At 55.2% G+C, this 20,836-nt stretch carries 20 protein-coding genes; 10 read left to right on the top strand and 10 right to left on the bottom strand.

What is annotated here, in order from left to right; all coding sequences use genetic code 11:
- Positions 1–642 carry a bifunctional 4-hydroxy-2-oxoglutarate aldolase/2-dehydro-3-deoxy-phosphogluconate aldolase gene (kdgA, locus tag DG357_RS13995; protein ID WP_088205059.1) on the top strand — a complete coding sequence of 214 codons (642 nt, stop codon included), beginning with the start codon at positions 1–3 and terminating at the stop codon, positions 640–642.
- 42 nt (positions 643–684) lie between these two features.
- Here the strand turns inward: kdgA and purT are convergent, their stop codons facing one another.
- Complete coding sequence (purT, locus tag DG357_RS13990; protein WP_088205058.1) at positions 685–1,863, bottom strand: formate-dependent phosphoribosylglycinamide formyltransferase; 1,179 nt, start codon at positions 1,861–1,863, stop codon at positions 685–687.
- 170 nt (positions 1,864–2,033) lie between these two features.
- Here purT and DG357_RS13985 point away from each other — a divergent pair, with 170 nt between their 5' ends.
- Complete coding sequence (locus tag DG357_RS13985) at positions 2,034–2,684, top strand: tellurite resistance TerB family protein (protein ID WP_045260314.1); 651 nt, start codon at positions 2,034–2,036, stop codon at positions 2,682–2,684.
- 85 nt (positions 2,685–2,769) lie between these two features.
- Positions 2,770–4,830, top strand: a complete 2,061-nt coding sequence (ptrB, locus tag DG357_RS13980) for an oligopeptidase B (RefSeq protein WP_041909462.1) — start codon at positions 2,770–2,772, stop codon at positions 4,828–4,830.
- Here ptrB and exoX read toward each other — a convergent pair.
- The 3 genes from exoX to DG357_RS13965 form a co-directional block, all read right to left on the bottom strand.
- Complete coding sequence (gene exoX, locus DG357_RS13975) at positions 4,827–5,489, bottom strand: exodeoxyribonuclease X (RefSeq protein ID WP_025756911.1); 663 nt, start codon at positions 5,487–5,489, stop codon at positions 4,827–4,829. The two genes, ptrB and exoX, sit on opposite strands and share 4 nt — an antisense overlap.
- A gap of 24 nt (positions 5,490–5,513) precedes the next feature.
- Positions 5,514–6,164: a nitrilase-related carbon-nitrogen hydrolase gene (locus DG357_RS13970; RefSeq protein ID WP_045260312.1), complete on the bottom strand. Its 651-nt coding sequence runs from the start codon at positions 6,162–6,164 to the stop codon at positions 5,514–5,516.
- 110 nt (positions 6,165–6,274) lie between these two features.
- A complete protein-coding gene (locus DG357_RS13965; RefSeq protein WP_008500465.1) occupies positions 6,275–6,505 on the bottom strand; it encodes a DNA polymerase III subunit theta in 231 nt (76 codons plus the stop codon).
- A gap of 136 nt (positions 6,506–6,641) precedes the next feature.
- Here DG357_RS13965 and yobA point away from each other — a divergent pair, with 136 nt between their 5' ends.
- From yobA to DG357_RS13950, 3 genes are read left to right on the top strand one after another with little or no spacing between them, the layout of a single operon-like run.
- Complete coding sequence (gene yobA / locus DG357_RS13960) at positions 6,642–7,013, top strand: CopC domain-containing protein YobA (protein ID WP_045260311.1); 372 nt, start codon at positions 6,642–6,644, stop codon at positions 7,011–7,013.
- Between the two features lies 1 nt (position 7,014).
- Entirely contained in the window at positions 7,015–7,884 is an 870-nt protein-coding gene (gene copD, locus DG357_RS13955) for a copper homeostasis membrane protein CopD (protein ID WP_088205057.1), read from the top strand.
- Positions 7,885–7,900: 16 nt separating this feature from the next.
- Complete coding sequence (locus DG357_RS13950; protein ID WP_028013604.1) at positions 7,901–8,239, top strand: YebY family protein; 339 nt, start codon at positions 7,901–7,903, stop codon at positions 8,237–8,239.
- 441 nt (positions 8,240–8,680) lie between these two features.
- On the opposite strand, the gene DG357_RS13945 is transcribed toward DG357_RS13950, so the two are convergent.
- Together DG357_RS13945 and DG357_RS13940 are read right to left on the bottom strand one after the other, a co-directional pair.
- Entirely contained in the window at positions 8,681–9,556 is an 876-nt protein-coding gene (locus tag DG357_RS13945) for a glycosyltransferase family 17 protein (RefSeq protein ID WP_088205094.1), read from the bottom strand.
- A gap of 172 nt (positions 9,557–9,728) precedes the next feature.
- Positions 9,729–10,670: a VirK/YbjX family protein gene (locus tag DG357_RS13940; protein WP_028013548.1), complete on the bottom strand. Its 942-nt coding sequence runs from the start codon at positions 10,668–10,670 to the stop codon at positions 9,729–9,731.
- Positions 10,671–10,838: 168 nt separating this feature from the next.
- On the opposite strand from DG357_RS13940, the gene pphA reads away from it, so the two are divergent.
- A complete protein-coding gene (gene pphA / locus DG357_RS13935; protein WP_041909471.1) occupies positions 10,839–11,483 on the top strand; it encodes a protein-serine/threonine phosphatase in 645 nt (214 codons plus the stop codon).
- Between the two features lie 34 nt (positions 11,484–11,517).
- On the opposite strand, the gene DG357_RS13930 is transcribed toward pphA, so the two are convergent.
- The 4 genes from DG357_RS13930 to yebS form a co-directional block, all read right to left on the bottom strand.
- On the bottom strand, positions 11,518–11,757 hold the full coding sequence (locus tag DG357_RS13930; protein WP_008500472.1) for a YebV family protein: 240 nt from the start codon (positions 11,755–11,757) through the stop codon (positions 11,518–11,520).
- A 105-nt stretch (positions 11,758–11,862) separates the two neighbouring features.
- Positions 11,863–13,311, bottom strand: coding sequence for a 16S rRNA (cytosine(1407)-C(5))-methyltransferase RsmF (gene rsmF, locus DG357_RS13925; protein WP_197710704.1), 1,449 nt, complete (start codon positions 13,309–13,311; stop codon positions 11,863–11,865).
- A 71-nt stretch (positions 13,312–13,382) separates the two neighbouring features.
- Positions 13,383–16,016 (bottom strand): PqiB family protein, encoded by a 2,634-nt coding sequence (locus tag DG357_RS13920; RefSeq protein ID WP_159087782.1) that lies wholly within the window; start codon positions 16,014–16,016, stop codon positions 13,383–13,385.
- On the bottom strand, positions 15,985–17,268 hold the full coding sequence (yebS, locus tag DG357_RS13915) for a membrane integrity lipid transport subunit YebS (RefSeq protein ID WP_041909475.1): 1,284 nt from the start codon (positions 17,266–17,268) through the stop codon (positions 15,985–15,987). The genes DG357_RS13920 and yebS overlap by 32 nt, the downstream gene beginning before the upstream one ends.
- 132 nt (positions 17,269–17,400) lie before the next feature.
- Here yebS and DG357_RS13910 point away from each other — a divergent pair, with 132 nt between their 5' ends.
- The 3 genes from DG357_RS13910 (at position 17,401) to prc (ending at position 20,749) form a co-directional block, all read left to right on the top strand.
- Positions 17,401–17,898: a GAF domain-containing protein gene (locus DG357_RS13910; RefSeq protein WP_008500476.1), complete on the top strand. Its 498-nt coding sequence runs from the start codon at positions 17,401–17,403 to the stop codon at positions 17,896–17,898.
- 96 nt (positions 17,899–17,994) lie between these two features.
- Complete coding sequence (gene proQ / locus DG357_RS13905; protein WP_028013543.1) at positions 17,995–18,681, top strand: RNA chaperone ProQ; 687 nt, start codon at positions 17,995–17,997, stop codon at positions 18,679–18,681.
- A gap of 19 nt (positions 18,682–18,700) precedes the next feature.
- A complete protein-coding gene (gene prc / locus DG357_RS13900; RefSeq protein ID WP_028013542.1) occupies positions 18,701–20,749 on the top strand; it encodes a carboxy terminal-processing peptidase in 2,049 nt (682 codons plus the stop codon).
- Positions 20,750–20,836: the final 87 nt, after the last annotated feature.

The raw sequence follows: 20,836 nt of genomic DNA, 5'->3' as shown, positions 1-20,836 counted from the left end.
ATGAAAAACTGGAAAACAAGTGCAGAAGCAATCCTGACCACTGGCCCTGTCGTGCCGGTTATCGTGGTAAACAAGCTGGAGCAGGCTGTGCCAATGGCGAAAGCGCTGGTTGCGGGCGGCGTTCGCGTTCTGGAAGTGACCCTGCGTACCGCCTGCGCGATGGATGCCATCCGCGCCATCGCTAAAGAAGTGCCGGACGCCATCATCGGTGCGGGTACCGTTCTCAACGCGCAGCAGCTGGCGGAAGTGACCGAAGCCGGCGCACAGTTTGCCATCAGCCCGGGCCTGACCGAGCCGCTGCTGAAGGCCGCGACCGAAGGCACGATTCCCTTGATCCCGGGCATCAGCACCGTTTCTGAACTGATGCTGGGCATGGACTACGGTCTGAAAGAGTTCAAATTCTTCCCGGCGGAAGCGAACGGCGGCACCAAAGCGCTGCAGGCGATTGCCGGTCCTTTCTCTCAGGTACGCTTCTGCCCGACGGGCGGTATCTCCCCGGCTAACTACCGCGACTACCTGGCGCTGAAAAGCGTGCTGTGCATCGGCGGCTCATGGCTGGTTCCGGCGGATGCGCTGGAAGCGGGCGACTGGGATCGCATCACGAAACTGGCTCGTGAAGCGGTTGAAGGCGCGAAGCAGTAAGCCATATGCAGCATGAAAAACGGGCCTTTCGGCCCGTTTTTTTTATCCTGTTACCTGAACGTTCGCAGCCGCTGCTTTTGCTCTTACTACGGCCTCGTCAACGTTATCCCCGGTGGCTAACGCCACGCCCAGACGACGCGTACCGTCGATCTCCGGCTTGCCGAACAGACGGACCTGCAGGCCTGCGCCCACCGCGCCTTCGACGTTATCAAACGTCACATTCTGGCTGGTAAGCTGCGGTAGGATCACCGCCGACGCCGCCGGGCCGTACTGGCGGATGCCGCCAACCGGCAGGCCGAGGAAGGCGCGCACGTGCAGGGCGAACTCCGAGAGATCCTGCGAAATGAGCGTGACCATACCGGTGTCGTGCGGGCGAGGGGAGACTTCGCTGAAGATCACTTCGTCACCGCAGACGAACAGCTCCACGCCGAACAGGCCATAACCGCCCAGGGCCAGAACGGTCTTACGGGCAATCTCCCGGGCACGCTCCAGCGCCAGGTCGCTCATCTGCTGCGGCTGCCAGGATTCTCGATAATCGCCATCTTCCTGGCGGTGGCCAATCGGGTCGCAGAAATGGACGCCGTCAACGGCACTGACGGTGAGCAGAGTGATTTCGGAATCAAACTTCACCACGCCTTCGACGATCACGCGACCGGCACCGGCACGGCCACCCTGTTGCGCATAATCCCACGCGCTGTCCAGCGCGCTGCTGTCGCGAATAAAGCTCTGACCTTTCCCGGAAGAACTCATCACCGGCTTAATGATGCACGGGTAGCCAATCTCTTCAACGGCCTGCAGGAATGCGGCTTTGTCACCCGCAAAACGGTAGCTTGAAGTAGGCAGCCCCAGCTCCTCCGCCGCCAGGCGGCGAATGCCTTCACGGTTCATGGTCAGCTTTGCGGCTTTCGCGCAGGGCACCACGCGCTGGCCTTCCTGCTCAAGGGCGATCAGCGTATCGGTTGCGATAGCTTCAATTTCCGGCACGACAAAATCCGGTTTCTCCCGTGCAATGAGCGTATGCAGAGCATCACCGTCCAGCATGTTAATCACATAAGAACGATGGGCGACGTGCATGGCGGGCGCGTCGGCGTAGCGGTCTACGGCAATCACCTCCACCCCTAAACGCTGACACTCAATGGCGACTTCTTTACCCAGTTCGCCCGATCCCAACAGCATTACGCGCGTCGCCGCAGGTCGCAGCGCGGTTCCTAAACGAGTCATAACATTCCCCCTGAAAAAGATGCGCGCAGTATAAACGAAAACGTTTGCGTCTGTCTTGCGCACGGCAAAAGGGCAGACCAGAAATTTGCGCTTCTTTAGGCTTGATGGACATTTCCTGACGCCTGCTCGCTTACGCTGGAGAACATGTTAACCGTTAAGCGAGGGAAACCATGTCAGGCTGGTTAAATCAACTGCAATCCATGTTAGGGCAGAAAACGTCTGGTTCCGGCGAACAGGGGCTAAGCAAACTGCTGGTACCGGGGGCGCTCGGTGGGCTGGCAGGGCTGCTGGTTGCCAATAAATCCTCACGCAAGCTGCTGGCGAAGTACGGTACCGGCGCGCTGCTGGCCGGGGGCGGCGCTATCGCCGGCACCGTGCTGTGGAACAAATATAAGGACAGGGTGCGAGCGGCGCACCGCGATGAACCTCACTATGGGGAGCATACTTCTCCGCTGGATCTGCGCACGGAGCGGCTCATCCTTGCGCTGGTGTTTGCCGCCAAAAGCGACGGGCATATTGATGATAATGAAAGAGCGGCTATCGAACAGCAGCTGCGCGAGGCGGGTGTTGAAGAACAGGGCAGAACGCTGGTGGCGCAGGCCATTGAACAGCCGCTCGATCCGCAGCGTCTGGCACTGAGCGTGAAAAATGAGGAAGAAGCGCTGGAACTCTATTTTCTCAGCTGTGCCGCCATAGATATCGATCACTTTATGGAGCGTAGCTACCTTAACGCCCTCGGCGACGCGCTGAAGATCCCTCAGGACGTGCGCGAGGGGATAGAAAAAGATATCGGGGAACAAAAACAGGCGCTACAGGGCTAACTCGCGCTCCCGGGGTCATGTTTCGCTTGCATCATGCGCGGGTTTTGCCAACCTTATAGGGTGTAAAACTTAAAAGAATGATGACATGCCACCGAAAGCCCGACGTACTCCTTATGCGATCGTCACGCATGGCGATACGCGCATAGACAACTACTACTGGCTGCGGGACGATTCGCGTTCCCGGCCAGAGGTGCTCGACTACCTGCACGAGGAAAACGACTATGGCCGCAGGGTCATGGCCAGCCAGCAGGCGCTGCAGGACCAGCTGCTGAACGAAATGGTGCAGCGTATTCCCCAGCGCGACATCTCCGCGCCCTGGACCAAAAACGGCTATCGCTATCGCCATATCTATGAGCCGGGCAACGAGTATCCCATCTATCAACGACAGTCGGTATTAAGCGCCGAGTGGGATGAATGGGACATTTTGCTGGATGCGAACCAGCGTGCCGCCCACAGCGAGTTTTATACCCTGGGCGGTATGTCCATCTCCCCGGACAACACCATCATGGCGCTGGCGGAGGATTATCTCTCCCGGCGCCAGTACGGCCTGCGTTTTCGCAATCTGGAAACCGGCAACTGGTATCCGGAAATGCTGGAAAACGTCTCCCCGGATTTTGTCTGGGCGAACGATTCCGAGACGGTCTACTACGTTAAAAAGCACGCCTCCACGCTGCTGCCTTATCAGGTGTGGCGCCATACCGTAGGCACGGACTCAGCCGATGACGAGCTGGTCTATGAAGAGAAAGACGAAACGTTTTATGTCAGCCTGCATAAAACCTCCTCGCGCCACTATGTGATTATCTTCCTCGCCAGCGCCACCACCTCGGAAGTGCTGCTCCTGGATGCCGAACTGCCTGACGCCCAGCCGCTCTGTTTCCTGCCGCGCCGCAAGGACCACGAGTACAGCCTGGATCACTTCCAGCACAGCTTTTATCTGCGTTCGAATCGTGAAGGCAAGAACTTTGGTCTGTACAAAACCAAGGTGCGCGACGAGCGCAAGTGGGAGGTGCTCATTCCCGCGCGGGATCAGGTGATGCTGGAAGGGTTCACGCTGTTTACCGACTGGCTGGTGGTGGAGGAGCGCCAGCGTGGGCTGACCAGTATCCGGCAGATCAACCGTAAAACGCGTGAGGTGATAGGGATTGCGTTCGACGATCCGGCCTACGTCACGTGGATCGGCTTTAACCCGGAACCTGAATCGTCCCGGCTGCGCTACGGCTACTCGTCCATGACCACGCCGGATACGCTCTTCGAGCTGGATATGGATACCGGACAGCGCCAGGTACTTAAGCAAACCGAAGTGAAGGGCTTTGATTCCGACAATTACCGCAGCGAACACCTGTGGGTCACCGCGCGCGATGGCGTGGAGGTGCCGGTTTCGCTCGTTTATCACAAGGCGCATTTCCAGAAGGGTAAAAATCCGATCCTGGTCTACGGCTACGGCTCTTATGGCTCCAGCATGGATGCCGACTTCAGCAGCAGCAGATTAAGCCTGCTCGACCGCGGCTTTGTTTTCGCCATTGCCCATATTCGCGGCGGCGGCGAGCTGGGGCAGCACTGGTATGAAGACGGGAAATTCCTGAAAAAGAAAAACACCTTCAACGACTATCTCGACGTCTGCGATGCGCTGATTGAGCAAGGCTATGGCGATCCTCAGCTTTGCTTCGGCATGGGCGGCAGCGCGGGGGGGATGCTGATGGGGGCGGTCATCAATCAGCGGCCCGAACGCTTTAAGGGCATTGTTGCGCAGGTCCCGTTTGTCGATGTGGTTACCACCATGCTCGATGAGTCCATCCCTTTGACGACCGGGGAGTTTGAGGAGTGGGGCAACCCGCAGGATGAAACCTATTATCGCTATATGAAAGAGTACAGCCCGTATGACAACGTAGAAGCGAAAGCGTACCCGCACATGCTGGTGACGACCGGTTTGCACGATTCACAGGTGCAATACTGGGAACCGGCAAAATGGGTAGCAAAGCTGCGGGAGCTGAAAACCGATGACAACCTGCTGCTGCTCTGTACTGATATGGACTCCGGGCACGGGGGGAAATCGGGTCGATTCAAATCCTACGAAGGGGTGGCCCTGGAGTATGCCTTTTTGATAGGCCTGGCGCAGGATACGTTGCCAGGCCGTGTGCAGCGTTAAGCTTCACCCAGATAATGTTTCAGGGTTAAGCGCAGCTCCGGGCTCATTTTGTCGAGGTTGTTATACAGCCAGCGCAGATAGCCCGGATCTTTATCCGCAATATCCGATACCGCTCTCCCGCGGTATTTGCCGAAGGTGAACGTCGTCAGCAGCGCAGGGCGTCCGGTGATCGTTGCCATATCATCCGGCGTCCAGCCCGATGTGTTCATAATATCTATGAGTAGCGCAGCGGTGATATAGCAGTCATACAGGGCGCGGTGATGGTGCAGCCCTTCAGGGGTTCTGACGCTGAGCTTGCGGGATTTATACAGCGCCATATTGCTGTATTTGATCCCTGGCCAGAGGCGACGCGCCAGCTTCATGGTACAAATCCACTCCCCGGGCATTTCGGGGAGTACCCGACGGTCAAAGCTGGCGTTGTGGGCAACGTACCATGGGCTGCCGTAGTAGTGCGGGATAACGTCTTCTATCCAGGGTTTATCCGCCACCATTGATTCTGTAATGCGATGGATAGCCATGGCCTGTGGGCTAATAGGACGATCGGGACGCACCAGATGGCTCATCGGGTTGACGATTTTTCCATCAACCACGTCGACCGAGGCCACTTCCACAATTCCGCCCTGAAGATCGCAAGTTTCGGTATCAATGACGCGCAGCATGAAAATCTCCTGAGCTTAAAACGCTTAGCCTAAAGGAATGATATCGCCTTGCCAACCCTGTCCGTTGCGCGTGCCGGTCAACAGGAGCTCACCCTTATCTGCCCGAACGATCAGCTGGCCTTTTTCATCCCATAACGCGCTGCCCGCGCCGGCATTTGCCATTAACACCGCGATGGCATACCTGTGCGCAAAGCGCTGCAGGGTATTGATGGACTGTCGCCAGCGGTAATCCCTCACCGACTGGCAGCTGGTGAAAAGTGTTGCCTGCGGATCAAGATTCGGTGAATCGCTTTGCCCATCGATAATCGTGAGTTGTTTATCACCCGGCACCAGGCTGGCGCCGCTCCCCTGAGGGTAACGCAGAATACGATCGCGGGAGGGGATAAAAAGCGCAAGGCCTTTCTGGCGTTGACCGTTTCGTTCAACGGGAAGCCCTGCAATGAGGGTAATGCGGTAAAAATGCGCGGCATCAAGCAATGGCTGTAGTCGATCGTCTTCGGGCGGAAGCGGTAATGCCGTCGCGCCCGGGCCGGTTAATGAGAGTTCCGGGAAAACCAGCAAATCGCACTGATGCTGTGCTGCTTCGGCAATAAAGTGGAGATGGTGCGCAATATGGTCATCTACGCTGTGATGCTGCCCGCCATACTGGGCTGCCGCAATATTCCAATGTGACATCGTGACTTCCTTATACACAGAGTCGCAGGGATTAAAGAGTACACCTAATTTAATCAGGGTTTTCTTATCCTGCCAGATTCCGCGTAAGGAAGTGTAACGAGTCGTTAAGCTTATTTAACTTTCGGCTCGTACGGCAAGCGGGAGAGGTTGACCGAGGCGAGACGGTGGGCAATTAACCTTTCGCGAAACCAGTCACGAAGATGGGCGGGCTGTTCTCGCTCCACCACTTCAGCCACGACGGGCATGTTGTAACGCTCTTTAAAGGCGACGCCAGCGGCAGCGAGATCGACATTCACTTTATCCATCTCGTCCTGAGGAAGGGCGGCCAGATTGATCTTCATTACCTTCTCCTTATTTTGCGGCGGCAACGTTACCGCGATTGCGCGACGATGACAAGCAGAGCGGGATGATCCTCGACTCGTTTATTATACAGCGTTATTCTTTAGCATACAGACATAACAAAAAGGAATGATTGTGATGGGTTTATCCGCTTCCCGCGCGGTATGCGCACTGGTTTTTTTGGCCTCAACGGTAATCTCACCCTCCGTGCTGGCGCATGCGCATCTTGAGCAGCAGAGCCCGGCAGCGGACAGCCAGGTGGCGTCACCGCAGGTGCTGACGCTGAATTTCTCCGAAGGTATCGAGCCCGGATTTAGCGGCGTCGTGGTGACGGATGCGCAAAAGCAGGTGATCAAAACCGGTACCGCCACGCGAGACGAAAAGAACAAAGCACAGCTGACCGTTCCGCTGGAACAGACGCTGGCCCCGGGGGCTTACCGGGTGGACTGGCACGTGGTTTCCGTCGACGGCCATAAAACCAAAGGCAGTTATCGCTTCAGCGTGAAATAGCATGCTGGGACTGTTATACGTAGGATTGCGCTTTATCCATTTTGCGGCGCTAATGCTCGTTTTTGGCAACGCGCTTTACAGCGTCTGGTTTGCGCCTTCCGGGCTGCACCGCCTGATGGCCCGGCGTTTCCAGCTCCAGCAGAGAGTGGCGTCCATCGTCAGCCTGGCCGCTGCGATCCTGATGTTTATGCTTCAGGGCGGCTTAATGGGCAACGGCTGGGGCGATGTGTTTAACCCGCAAATCTGGTACAGCGTACTGGGAACGCGTTTTGGTGGCGTCTGGTTGTGGCAAATTATCCTCGCTGCCATCACCGTTGTCGTCGCGTGGCTCGCGCCGCTGAAAGGCTCGCGCCTGCTGCTGCTCGCCATGGGCCAGCTTATCCTGCTGGCAGGGGTAGGGCACGCGGCGATGAGCGACGGCCCGATGGGGGCGATACAGCGACTCAATCATGCTATTCACCTGCTGTGTGCCGCAACCTGGGTGGGTGGATTGCTGCCGCTGCTGTTTTGCATGCGCCTGGCGAAAGGACGCTGGCAGAACGCGGCCATCTATACCATGATGCGTTTCTCGCGCGTGGGGCATTATGCCGTCGCAGGCGTGCTGCTTACCGGCGCAGTGAATGCGCTGTTGATTCTGGGCATCCATATTCCCTGGCAGGCTGGCTACGTGCAGTTTTTGTTGTTCAAATGTGCTCTCGTGGCGTTGATGGTGGCAATTGCGCTGGCAAATCGGTATTTTCTGGTGCCACGGTTCCGTCCGGATTCCGGGCGCGCACAACAGATGTTTATCAGGATGACACAGGCAGAGGTGGTGCTGGGCGCGCTGGTTCTGGCAACGGTCAGTCTGTTTGCTACCTGGGAACCCTTCTGACAAGGTTAACTATTAAATGAAAAAGACAGTACTTTCTCTCTTACTGCTGGCCTGCGCGGGAAGCGCTCTGGCGGCACCGCAGGTAATCACCGTAAGCCGCTTTGAAGTGGGCAAAGACAAATGGGCCTTTAATCGCGAAGAGGTGATGCTGACCTGCCGCCCGGGCCATGCGCTGTATGCGATCAACCCGAGCACGCTGGTCCAGTACCCGCTCAACGATACCGCTGAGCAGCAGGTCGCCAGCGGCAAGAGCAGCGGTCAGCCAGTCAGTGTGATTCAGATTGATGACCCGGCCAACCCGGGGCAGAAGATGAGCCTGGCACCGTTTATCGAGCGCGCTGATAAGCTCTGCTGACGTTCAGATTTCCAATAAAAAAACCGCAGATGCTCGCCAAAGCACTGCGGTTTTTCACTTTTAATGATGCTCTGACGCTTTTTTTCAGGCCACTTTTGCTGTGGACTGGAAAACCTGGCGTCGTCATCTATTCTTAAAAGGCAAGGCGACTTAGCCTGCATTAATGCCAACTTTTAGCGCACGGCTCTCTCCCAAGAGCCATTTCCCTGGACCGAATACAGGAATCGTATTCGGTCTCTTTTTATCTCTATGTTTCTCAAAAGGTTTCTTCGGTTATGGACCGAAAACCCCGAGAATGGCTGGACAGTTCCCTATCCTGACTAAACCATAACATACTCAGGACCGCGTACGTCCAGGGTTTTTTGGCATCTTTGTTAAAAAATTGTGTCCTGGCGATCGCTGTGGAATCTTCGTCGGTGAAGTAAAGGCCCGGCCTGATAGTTAAATAATGAATTCCCTGAATTTATCTTTGTTGTTAACGATATACTCGGGGAAACTGTCTGCCGACAGCTCTTGCCTGATTAACTTCCTGTCTCGTCCCCAGATATCTTCGGCGTTTTTTATCACCTTCATGATATGTTCCGGGTTGTTGAACTCAGGCAGATCGTATTCCGTGTGGGAGATGGTGGACATTTTTTCTGATATGCGTTCAGGGGTCATAACCCATGAGAAATGCCAGCCACTATTTTCAATGATGCGATTGTTAAGTTTGAACCAGTTCCATTTAAGCCAGGACCAGTTTTTGACGCTTCTGGTGCGTTTAAGATTTCTGAACGACTCAGGCTCGCCGCCAAAAAAATGAACGAGGTTTTTATATTTTGTCGCTCTCGGCAGTTTACATTTTCGTGGGGTGTTATCTGTATTAAAAACCTGCAGATTAAACTGATAATTATAAAAATTCTGATAAAGCGTTGTGCAGAGTTTATTCGCGTTGATAGAGCCGATAACCTGTGGTGAAAAAATCTCGTCCACATCGGAAATTAAAATCAAATCATCATCTTTAGCACTTTTGAGGCCCTGCATGATGGCATTTCTCTGCGCGGCTTCATTCGCCCATGCATCCACCACCAGACCGTCCTGATGCTGATCGCCGCCGTCAGAGGCTTTCATGATAGGTGTTTCATCATGCACAACATAAATAATTTTATCTTTAAAAGGACCGTATTTATTTATGTCAAAGTGAAGCTGCCGCTTTTTGCCGGTAAAGGTATGCGTTGACTCAACAATAACGAAGCGATCAACAACGCCTGCTAGCGTATTCAGCCTGATATCAAGAAGCATATCTTCATCGTAATACAAGAAGCAGTCGTAAATCATCATTAAAGTCCTTAAATTTGCGTCTACACTGCGCTTTTCCAACGCATTCGCTATTTTCATTTCGCGCAATGCTAACTGAGCACCCCTGGCATATGCAAGAGTGCTCTGCTTTATCATTCCTTTTTCAAACCGAGCGCATTCTCTGTGCTGAGAGCGAAAACGCTTGTCGCGATTAGAAATGGGACTTAACTGACGCCTCAATTTCATCAAGCAGTTCAAAGCGACGACGGTATTCAGCGCGTTTTTTACTGGCTATCTCGTCGAGGGATTTGCGCTCCATCTGCAGCGGCAGCTGCCAGCAGAAGGCGGAAAGTTTTTTCCCACCCAAAGAATCCCAGAATTCGTCATAGCTGGCGTGGAAATGACGGCCTTTGCTGAGGCGATAGCGCAGCGCGCGGAAAACGTGTCCCTCATCGCTGACGGCAAAAATGGCCCGAACAGATGACTGCGCTGCCAGCTGGAAAAGTACCTCCATCAGCACGCGCTTGGGAAACAGGCCATGGCAGGCGCGAGTTGCCAGTTTAATGGCATCTCGTGACACGCAGCGACGGGGGCCCTGAAGTCCGCCAATGACCACAACGGGCTGGCCATTGCTGCGGGCGACGCTAAAGGTCAGGCTGGCAAGAAGCGTATCCTCGTTGTCGCGCAGCCAGAGCGTACTCTCACCTTCACGCTCGGCTTTGCCAGCTGAAGACGCATTAACCGTGTAGGTCACGCCGTCTTTGACGTGGAACTCCGCAATAGGTTGTTCCTGCGCGCCGGTCATAGCCTGGGCAAGACGGCTCTCCTTCAGGCGATCGATCCAGTAGTAATGGTTAACGATAGCGTCGGCGCGATCGTTAGCCGTTAAGCCGCGCATCAGGTACTGCCGATGGGTCTTGCTGGGCAACGTAATTTGCGATGTCAGCAGTTTGTCGAAATCGTCACGGCCAGAGAGGGCTTCCAGCATACGGTGGGTGGAAGACCAAAAGAGCAGGGAACGTAAAAGGAACTTCAGTCGGTAGTCGCGTTTCCGCCAGATTGGCCCCGGGACGCGTTTGCCGTTCACCAGCTCGGAAATAATATTCGTGCGATGCGGATAGAAAACATCGTTATGTAGCTGTGTATTAGACACGTGAAGACCTCTCGTTTTTATCTCCCCTTATTCTAAGGAGCCAGTAAAAAGGGATTAAGAGCGCGCGGATCTTTATTTCTCTTTGGTTTACCGTTTGTTTTACTTTGTAAGGGCTGCGCTGATCTTCTTGCGCTTTTGACGGCGGCTATACTGTTAAAGGGAGGCCTTATGTATCAGCGAATAGAAGGTGGAGAGTGGCGTCACGTATGGGTTGTCAGCGACATACACGGCTGTTACCAGAGGCTCATGGAGGAACTGAAACGCCGTCATTTCAATCCTTATGAGGATTTACTTATTTCCGTTGGCGATCTGATCGATCGTGGTCCGGACAGCGTGAAATCATTGCAGCTCATCAATGAGAAATGGTTTCGAGCAGTGCGGGGCAATCATGAGCAAATGGCAATAGATAGCCTGGATAATAATGATTTTGCGCTCTGGACAATGAATGGCGGAATGTGGTTTTCGCGGCTTGAGCATGAAGAGCAGCAGCGGGCGCGCTCGTTACTTAACGCATGTCGTGCGTTACCGCATATTATCGAAATTACCTGCGCGAACGGGTTGAACGTTATTGCTCATGCTGATTACCCGGCGGAGGAATACCGCTGGGAAAAACCGGTAAGCGCCCAGCGCGTGTTATGGGATCGCGACCGCCTGATGGGGTTTATGGTGGGCAAAGGGCAGGGAATTAGCGGGGCGGATCACTTCTGGTTCGGACATACGCCCGTCGACAGAAGGTATGATTTTGACAATCTGCACTACATTGATACGGGGGCCGTATTTGACGGTTACTTTACGCTGGCTCAACTGCAGTAATAAATAACCCGCCTTCGGGCGGGTTCTCTTTAGGTCAGGCAAGACGCATGACCCAGGCATCGGTTTTACTATCGTAATGCTCACGGTAAAGGACAGAGTGTTCGCCATCAAGTATTGCCGGGACGCTGGTGTCTGCATCCCATGCATCGAGCTGCATGCACAAATCCGGGTCGGATTTGCAGGGAATACTTAACGTTCGATCGCCTTGTGCTTCGCCGCGCAGTTCTGCGTCGTCGATCTCAAAAGCGCCAATACGCACGCTGGTTTTCGTCATAGTGCTCTCCGGGTCGGTTGTCAAAATCTGGTATGACCAGTATGGGCATCCATTTTTGATCGTAGACAAGGAGAGCAAAATCGCCAGTAAAAAAATGCGATTTTTTCAGGCGGTGCGATCGTTACCGGTAAACAGTCGGCCATCCCGGACCAGTTCGCGTGGATAGCTGTTTTTAAGCCTTGAACCGACCTTTTTGGCCAGCCCCAGCGGGAATCCCTGATAGGTCACCACCACTTCATCTGCGGAAGGCGAGCTGTCAGGATAAACATCGCGGCCACGGTACCACTCTTCGGCTTCCTGATGCGTCAGGGCAAAGGTATTCTCGTGTCCGGCAAGCGCGATGACGGCCTCATGCTGCCAGCGATAGCCTTTATTATGCACTTCCGCCAGGCGGATCCCGATTCGGGAAAAACGGACCTTTCCGATGAGCGGTGCGATCTCTGCCGGGAACAACCATACCTCTTTATCACGCACCCAGAGTCGCAGGCTCTCATCCCAGACCAGGCCAACCTTTTCGGCGGCGGCGACAAGCTGTGCTGCATCGCGCCCTTTGAGGGGCGCAAACGGGAAATTGCCGACCTTAAATTTGGGGGCGGGCAGGGGAGCAACCGCCTGCGTTTTACGCAGGCGCGCCACAAAGAACCCTTCGCAGTCGTAAATCTGCGGGAACACGTGGAGGAAACCTTCCGGCGTGACCGCCTCCTGTGCCGAGGAAAACAGATCGTTAAGCGGCAGGAACTCGACCGCATCAGGGTATTGCGCTTTCAGCCACAGACAGACGTCTTCGTTTTCATCGCGGTTTAAGGTGCATGTTGAATAGACCAGCGTGCCGCCGGGGCGCAGGGCGTGGAAAGCGCTGTCGATCAGCTCGCGCTGCGTGGCGGCGATCTCAAGATTGCTCTCCACGGACCAGTTCTTTAACGCATCGGGATCTTTACGCACTACCCCTTCACCGGAGCAGGGGGCATCCAGCAGGATGGCATCAAACATTTCCGGCAGGGCGGCGCCAAAGACGCGACCGTCGAAGTGCGTAAGAGCGACATTATGAATACCGCAGCGGCTGATATTGGCATGCAACACCTTCACGCGGCTGGCGGAAAATTCGTTGGCGAGGATTGCTCCGCGATTGCCCATGCGCGCGGCAATCTGCGTGGTTTTCGAACCGGGCGCGGCGGCGACATCCATCACGCGTTCAGGCGCGTTGCCGTCGGCGAACAGGGCGGCAACCGGTAGCATCGAGCTCGCTTCCTGAATATAAAACAGACCGCTCAGATGTTCTGCGGTACTTCCCAGCGGCACCGCGTCTTCGTCATCGCGGTCGATCCAGAATCCCTCTTCACACCACGGAACCGGCGTAAGTTGCCAGCCGTACGGAGAAACCAGCGCCAGAAAATCCTCGACGCTGATTTTCAGCGTATTAACGCGGATGCTCCGGCGTAACGGACGCTGACAGGCGGCGATAAAATCGTCCAGCGACAGATGAGAGGGAAGCGCCTCGCGCATCTGCGCCAGGAATTGATCGGGAAGAAATACGGAGTTTTGAGCCACGAGCACACCACAGGGAAAAGTTCAGGTGCGCAGTGTAACATAAAGGCTCCGGTGCGTTGACACCGGAGCCTGTCAGATTAACGCGGCAGGGCCGTTCCCCATTCGCGCCACTCTTTCGGTTCGCTTTCCAGCAGCAGGAAGTGTTTACCCGGCTGCGCTTTCGGCGCCAGCGGCGTTCCCGGCGGGGTGGCAAAGGCAATACCGCCGCGGATGAACTGGTTGAAGGTACCGGTTTTCACCACGCCACCCGTCAGGCCGAAGTCCAGCGAATAGCCGGATGCCAGCCAGAACACCGAGTTATTACGCACCAGATGCTGGTAACGCTCGCTGATGCGTAGCGCCACCATCACGCGGTCGGAGAGTGTGCCGAGCGTGAGGCCCGTTACCGTACCCACCTCAATGCCGCGGAACAGCACCGGCGTACCGATGCCAAGCGAGCCCGCTTCCGGCACTTCCACTACAATGCTCAGGCCGCCAAGGTAGCGCGAGTCGGTAATGGTAGCTTCCTGCAGCTCGAAATCACGACGGGCTTTGCCCTGACCGGGTTCGACGTTGATGTAAGGCTGCAGAATGGTGTCGAGATGCTCAACGCCCGCGGCCGAAATCTGCGGCGTTACCACCGAGAAGCGGGAACCCGAGCGGGCGAAGGTCTGCACATATTCCGGATAAAGCACGGCGGTGGCCTGCACCTCGTTGCGCGAGGTGATGAGCGTCAGCTTCTGGATCTGCCCGATATCAATGCCCAGGTAGCGAATTGGCATGCCTTCCGCCAGCTTGCCAGCATCGAACGCATGCAGGGTAATCTGCCCACCCACGGCACGCGCGGCGGTTTCGGATGGGAAGAGAATTCGCTTATCGCCTTTACGCAGGTTCGCGCCCGCGCCGCTGAGGTTATCAAAGCTGATCGCCCCGCGCAGCGCACGCGAGAGCGGGGAGGCCTGCACGGTCAGGCCGTTGCCGTTAAGCTGCACCTTCGCGCCGCCCTCGGCCCAGAAGACGCTGTTTGGGGTCAGCAGCTTGCGGTACTCGGGCTTGATATGCAGTTCGATATCAAACGCGTCCGCACGCGGGCGAACGGCGATCACCTCCCCAACCTCAAACTTGCGGTAGAGCACCACGGAGCCCGCCTGAACGTCAGGCAGCGTCTCGGCGCTTAAGGTCAGGGTCGTGGTTGGCATATCGCTCAGGCTGTTTTCAATCGCTTTGTCCAGGTTGGCGTACAGCGGGTAGCTGTCGCGAACGGGGCCTTTATTGCCCGGCAAAATGCGAATGCCGCCGTTAACCCATTCGCTGGCGCTGGCGCCGAGGAACTCCACGCCGTCCAGACCCACCTTCACGTCGACGCGGCTGTTCACCACGAACTTACTGTCGCCATGGACGAGGTTGCTGTATTGCGGATCGATAGCTACCGAGAAGCTCACGCCATTTTCGGAGAGCTTTCGCTCCAGCACCTGACCCACCTGTACGCCGTGCAGAATCAGCGGCTGACCGGCCTCAATGCCGTAACTTTCAGGCGCATTGAGCGTAACCGTCACGACGCCCGGTTTTTGCAGCAGCGCTTTATCCGCCGGGGCAATGACGAAGCTATTGCTGGGCTGACCTTCACCGGGGATCAGTTCAAAGGTATTTCCGGTCAGCAGCGTGCTGAGGCTGGCATCGTTCAGAGAGAGTTTAGGGCTGCGCATCTCGATGCGCGTTTTCTCGCGCAGGAGATCGACCACGCTCGGATCGACCGTCATTTCGCCTGTGACCGAGCCGCCCGGATTGAGCGTCATTTTGGTGAGCTGGCCGACCTGCAGTCCCTGGTACATCAGCGGCGTTGACCCCGCTTTCAGCCCTTTGGCATCAGGCAGAACGAGCTTAACGATCACGCCACGCTGGCTGTGCGCCAGATCCGGGTATAAACCGAACGTGTCATCGGCCGTGGCAGGGCTTGAGTTTTCCGGGGAGTCAAAGGCAATGGCACCGTTAACCAGGGCGGCCAGACTCTCAAGCTTCACTTTTGCACCGCTCAGACTGAGGTCGGCATCGACGCCGGACACGTTCCAGAAGCGGCTGCCTTTTTTCACCAGATTGGTGAAGCGACGCTCGATCAGCACATCAATGGTGACGCCCTGTTTATTCGGGTTGATGCTGTAATCGTACACGCGGCCAACCGGAATCTTGCGGAAGTAGACCAGCGAGCCGCTGTTCAGCGAGCCCAAATCCGGTGCCTGAAGATGGATCATCAGATCGCCGTTATTGAGGCGGTATTTCGGCTGCGTATCCAGCGCAACAAAGTGATCCTGCGGTTCACCCTTGCCCGGCATCATGCCGATGTAGTTGCCGCCAACCAGCGCATCCAGCCCGGACACGCCGGCCAGGGAGGCTTTCGGCGTCACCAGCCAGAACTGCGTTTCGCTGCGAAGAGCATCCTGCATGTCAGATTTAATACTGACCCGCACCTGAATCTTGTTAAGCCCTTTTCCAAGGGAGATGTCCTGAACCGTACCGACTTCGACCCCCTGAAAACGAACGGGGGTTCGTCCGGCGACGATGCCGTCGGCGGTCTGAAAATCAATGGTGACGGTACTGCCGCGATCTTCATAGCTCGTCCAGATAAGCCAGCCTGCAATCATCAGGGCGATGACGGGCAGCAACCAGAATGGCGAAATGCGGCGTTTAGTTTTAATTCTCGCTTCAGTCGGCGAAGCGGGGGTTTCCTGACTCATGTGCATCCCAAAGTAAGCGGCTATCCAGCCATTCCACAGCAAGAATAGTCAATATCACCGCAGAGCCGAAATAAAAAGCCGCGGGTCCCATAGTAAAAGCAAGAAGCTGGTCGCGATTGATCAGCGACATCATCAGCGAAATCACAAACAGATCCAGCATTGACCAGCGGCCAATCCAGGTGACGAATCGCAGAAGCAGAATACGGGTACGTAAACCTTGTTCACACTTAAAGTGAATGCTGACGAGCAGGGTAAACATCACCACCACTTTGGTAAAGGGAACCAGGATACTGGCAATAAAGACGATGGCCGCCACCCCAACGTTACTGTGTGCAAGAGAGATAATACCGGAGAGGATAGTATCCTCCTGACGGCCACCGTTCACGTAAATAATGGATATCGGCAGCATATTGGCTGGGAACAGAAACACCAGGGAGGCAATCAGCGCCGCCCAGCATTTTTGCAGGCTGTTGTTGCGTCGTAACCTCAACGGTATGTGGCAGCGCGGGCAGCGTCCACGCTTGTCGGGCAACCCGGTGTAATGGCATCCCAGACAGACGCGGAGGTTTTCATCCGGGCGGGTGGCAGGGCGCTGCGGGTAAAAACGCTCCCAAAGCTGCTCAACGTTCAGGTGGATCAGTGTCAGGATGCTGAGCAATACCAGGCAGATAAAGGCAAAAAGCCCGACGCCCGGCTGCAGAAAGGCATAGTCCTGCACCTTGATTGATGCCACGCCCACGCCCACCAGATAGATATCCAGCATGACCCACTCTTTAAGCTTTTCCAGCATCAGCAATACCGGACGCAGGTTCATTCCCAGGATGTTACCAAACCACAGGTAGGCAATGGCTGCAACCAGCACCAGCGGCGCGCCGACAACGCAGAACAGTACCATGGCGGCGGTGAGAGGATCGCCCTGGCTCGTCATCTGCCAGATACCCTGCAGCACGTTAGCGTCAATGCGCACACCAAGCAGGTAAAGCTTCAGAAGCGGTTCGGTCCAGGCGAAAGGCATCAGCAGCAGCATGGTAACGGCCATAGCGGCAAGACGGGTTAACGACCAGTCGCGGCCGTCACGAATTTTAGCGTCGCAGCGGGGACAAAAGGCGCTTTGGTGCGATTTCATCTTCGGCAACATAAAAAGCGTATCGCACTGGGGGCAACGCTGATAATGTGCACGAGGCAAAGCGTCGCTTACCGTATGGACAGTTATCTTTTTTGTCGGCGTAATTTTGGTTGTTTTTAAGGCCATCAGCTGCGCGCAAATAAGTATTGTTGAACGTTATATTAACTCATGAACGGATTCATCTTGAGCATGAGCGCATTTATTGCTTATTTTAATAGGCTATGCGGTAATTTTGTAAGACAACTAAGTGATTGAATAATGAACAAAACAGAATTCTACGCGGATCTGAACCGCGATTTTAAGGCATTGATGGCAGGTGAAACCAGCTTCTTAGCCACTCTGGCAAATACTAGCGCATTGCTGTTCGAACGGCTATCCGATGTGAACTGGGCTGGCTTTTATCTTCTGGAAGGTGAAACGCTGGTGCTGGGTCCGTTTCAGGGCAAACTGGCCTGCGTGCGTATTCCGGTAGGACGCGGCGTATGCGGTACCGCGGTGGCCGAGAATCAGGTTCAGCGCGTGGAAGATGTTCATGCGTTTGACGGGCATATCGCCTGTGATGCTGCCAGCAATTCAGAGATCGTTCTGCCGCTGGTGGTAAAAAATCAGATTATTGGCGTTCTGGATATCGACAGTACGGTCTTCAGTCGCTTTACAACCGAGGACGAACAGGGGCTGCGCGAGCTGGTGGCGAATCTGGAAAACGTCCTCGCTGCAACCGATTATCAAAAATTCTTTGCGAGCGTCGCAGGATAATCAACGGATAACGTAGCATTTACTGATAGCGTCATTATAATGACGCCTGTTCATGCCTGCGCTTGTTGGCAACGTCCGTTGTAATCAGGAAATTTCATGGAAAATCAACCTAAGTTGAATAGCAGTAAAGAAGTTATCGCATTTCTGGCCGAGCGTTTCCCGCAGTGCTTCAGCGCGGAAGGTGAAGCACGTCCCCTGAAAGTCGGTATTTTTCAGGATCTGGTAGCGCGTGTTGAAGGGGAAATGAACCTCAGCAAAACTCAGCTGCGTTCTGCCTTACGTCTTTATACTTCGAGCTGGCGTTACCTGTACGGTATCAAACCGGGCGCGACCCGCGTGGATCTCGACGGCAACCCTTGCGGCGAGCTGGACGAGCAGCACGTAGAACACGCGCGCAAGCAGCTGGAAGAAGCCAAAGCACGCGTTCAGGCACAACGTGCAGAACAGCAGGCGAAAAAACGCGAAGCCGCAGCGGCAAACGGCCAGGAAGAAGCGCCTCGTCGTGAGCGTAAACCACGTCCTGCGCCTCGTCGTCACGACAATAACGATCGCAAACCGCGTGCAGACAAACCAGCAGCGAAAGCCCCTCGTGCGCCTCGTGAAGAGCAGCGCCATACTCCGGTTTCTGACATTAACGCCCTGAGCGTGGGTCAGGCTCTGAAGGTAAAAGCGGGCAACAACGCAATGGACGCCACAGTACTGGAAATCACCAAAGATGGCGTTCGTGTACAGCTGACTTCTGGTATGTCAATGATTGTACGCGCAGAACACTTGTTGTTCTGAAACGGAGGCCAAGCCTGGCATGAACACTTTTTTTAAGCTCACCGCGCTGGCGGGCCTGTTTGCCATAACAGGTCACGCTTTCGCAGTGGACGATATCACGCGTGTTGATCAAATTCCGGTACTCAAGGAAGAGACGCAGCACGCGACGGTAAGCGAGCGTGTAACCTCTCGCTTTACCCGCTCGCACTATCGTCAGTTCGATCTCGATCAGGCCTTTTCGGCCAAAATCTTTGACCGCTATCTGAACTTGCTGGATTACAGCCATAACGTTTTGCTCGCCAGCGATGTCGAGCAGTTCGCTAAGCGCAAATCCGAGGTGGGTGATGAGCTGCGGTCAGGCAAGCTGGATCTGTTCTACGATCTCTACAACCTGTCGCAGAAGCGCCGCTTTGAACGCTATCAGTACGCGCTGAAAGTGCTGGAACGTCCAATGGACTTCACCGGCAACGACACCTTTAATCTCGATCGCAGCAAAGCGCCCTGGCCGAAAGACGAAGCCGAGCTGAACGCGCTGTGGGATGGAAAGGTCAAATACGACGAGCTAAGCCTCAAGCTGACCGGCAAAGATGAAAAAGAGATCCGCGACACGCTGACGCGTCGTTACAAATTTGCCATTCGCCGTCTGGCGCAGACCAACAGTGAAGATGTTTTCTCACTGGCGATGACCGCCTTTGCGCACGAAATCGATCCGCACACCAACTATCTCTCTCCACGCAATACCGAACAGTTCAATACTGAGATGAGCCTGTCTCTGGAAGGTATTGGCGCGGTACTGCAAATGGATGATGACTACACGGTGATCAACTCCATGGTCGCGGGCGGCCCGGCATCCAAAAGCAAAGCGATAAGCGTAGGCGATCGCATTGTGGGGGTAGGACAAACCGGTCAGAGCATGGTTGATGTCATTGGCTGGCGTCTGGACGATGTGGTTGCGCTGATCAAAGGTCCGAAAGGCAGCAAAGTTCGTCTGGAGATTCTGCCTGCCGGTAAAGGCACCAAAACCCGTATCGTGACCCTGACCCGCGAGCGTATCCGTCTGGAAGACCGCGCGGTGAAAATGTCGGTGAAAACCGTGGGTAAAGAGAAGGTGGGTGTCCTGGATATCCCTGGCTTCTACGTGGGGCTGACAGACGATGTAAAAGTTCAGCTGCAGAAACTTGAGAAGCAGAACGTGAGCAGCGTCATTATCGACCTGCGCACGAACGGTGGCGGTGCGCTGACCGAAGCGGTGTCGCTCTCAGGCTTGTTTATCCCGTCTGGCCCGGTTGTACAGGTGCGTGATAACAACGGTAAAGTTCGTGAAGATGCTGATAACGACGGTGTGGTCTATTACAAAGGCCCGCTGGTGGTCCTGGTTGACCGCTTCAGCGCGTCCGCATCTGAAATCTTTGCCGCTGCAATGCAGGACTATGGCCGCGCGCTAATCGTGGGTGAGCCCACCTTCGGCAAAGGTACTGTTCAGCAGTATCGCTCGCTGAACCGTATTTACGATCAGATGCTGCGTCCGGAATGGCCTGCGCTGGGCTCCGTTCAGTACACCATTCAGAAGTTCTACCGCGTTAACGGCGGCAGTACGCAGCGTAAAGGCGTAACGCCGGATATCATGATGCCGACCGGCACGGAAGAGACCGAAACCGGCGAGAAGTTTGAAGATAACGCGTTGCCGTGGGACAGCATCAATGCTGCGACATTCGTGAAGGCAGGTGATATGACGCAGTTTGGCCCTGAGCTGCTGAAAGCGCATAATGAACGCATCGCGAAAGACCCGGAATTCCAGTACATCATGAAGGACATTGCGCGTTTCAATGCCCTGAAAGATAAGCGGAATATTGTTTCTCTGAACTACGCTCAGCGTGAAAAAGAGAACAACGAGGACGACGCAACGCGTCTGGCGCGTATCAACGATCGCTTCAAGCGAGAAGGTAAGCCTCTGCTCAAGAAACTGGACGATCTGCCAAAAGATTACCAGGAGCCGGATCCGTACCTGGACGAGACGGTGCATATCGCGCTCGACCTGGCGAATCTGGAAAAAGAGAAGCCTGCCGTACAGCCCGCTCCGGCAAAATAATCTCCCAACAGGCACAAGAAATTGTGCCTGTTTCTTTTTGTTCTGCATCCTTCCGTCAGGCTGATTTCCAATTGTGTAAAGTTGTGT

The organism is Enterobacter bugandensis (assembly GCF_900324475.1).
Taxonomy (GTDB): Bacteria; Pseudomonadota; Gammaproteobacteria; order Enterobacterales; family Enterobacteriaceae; genus Enterobacter; species Enterobacter bugandensis.
The sequence above is the reverse complement of the archived record's forward strand: the minus strand, read 5'-3'. Positions and strand labels throughout refer to the sequence as shown.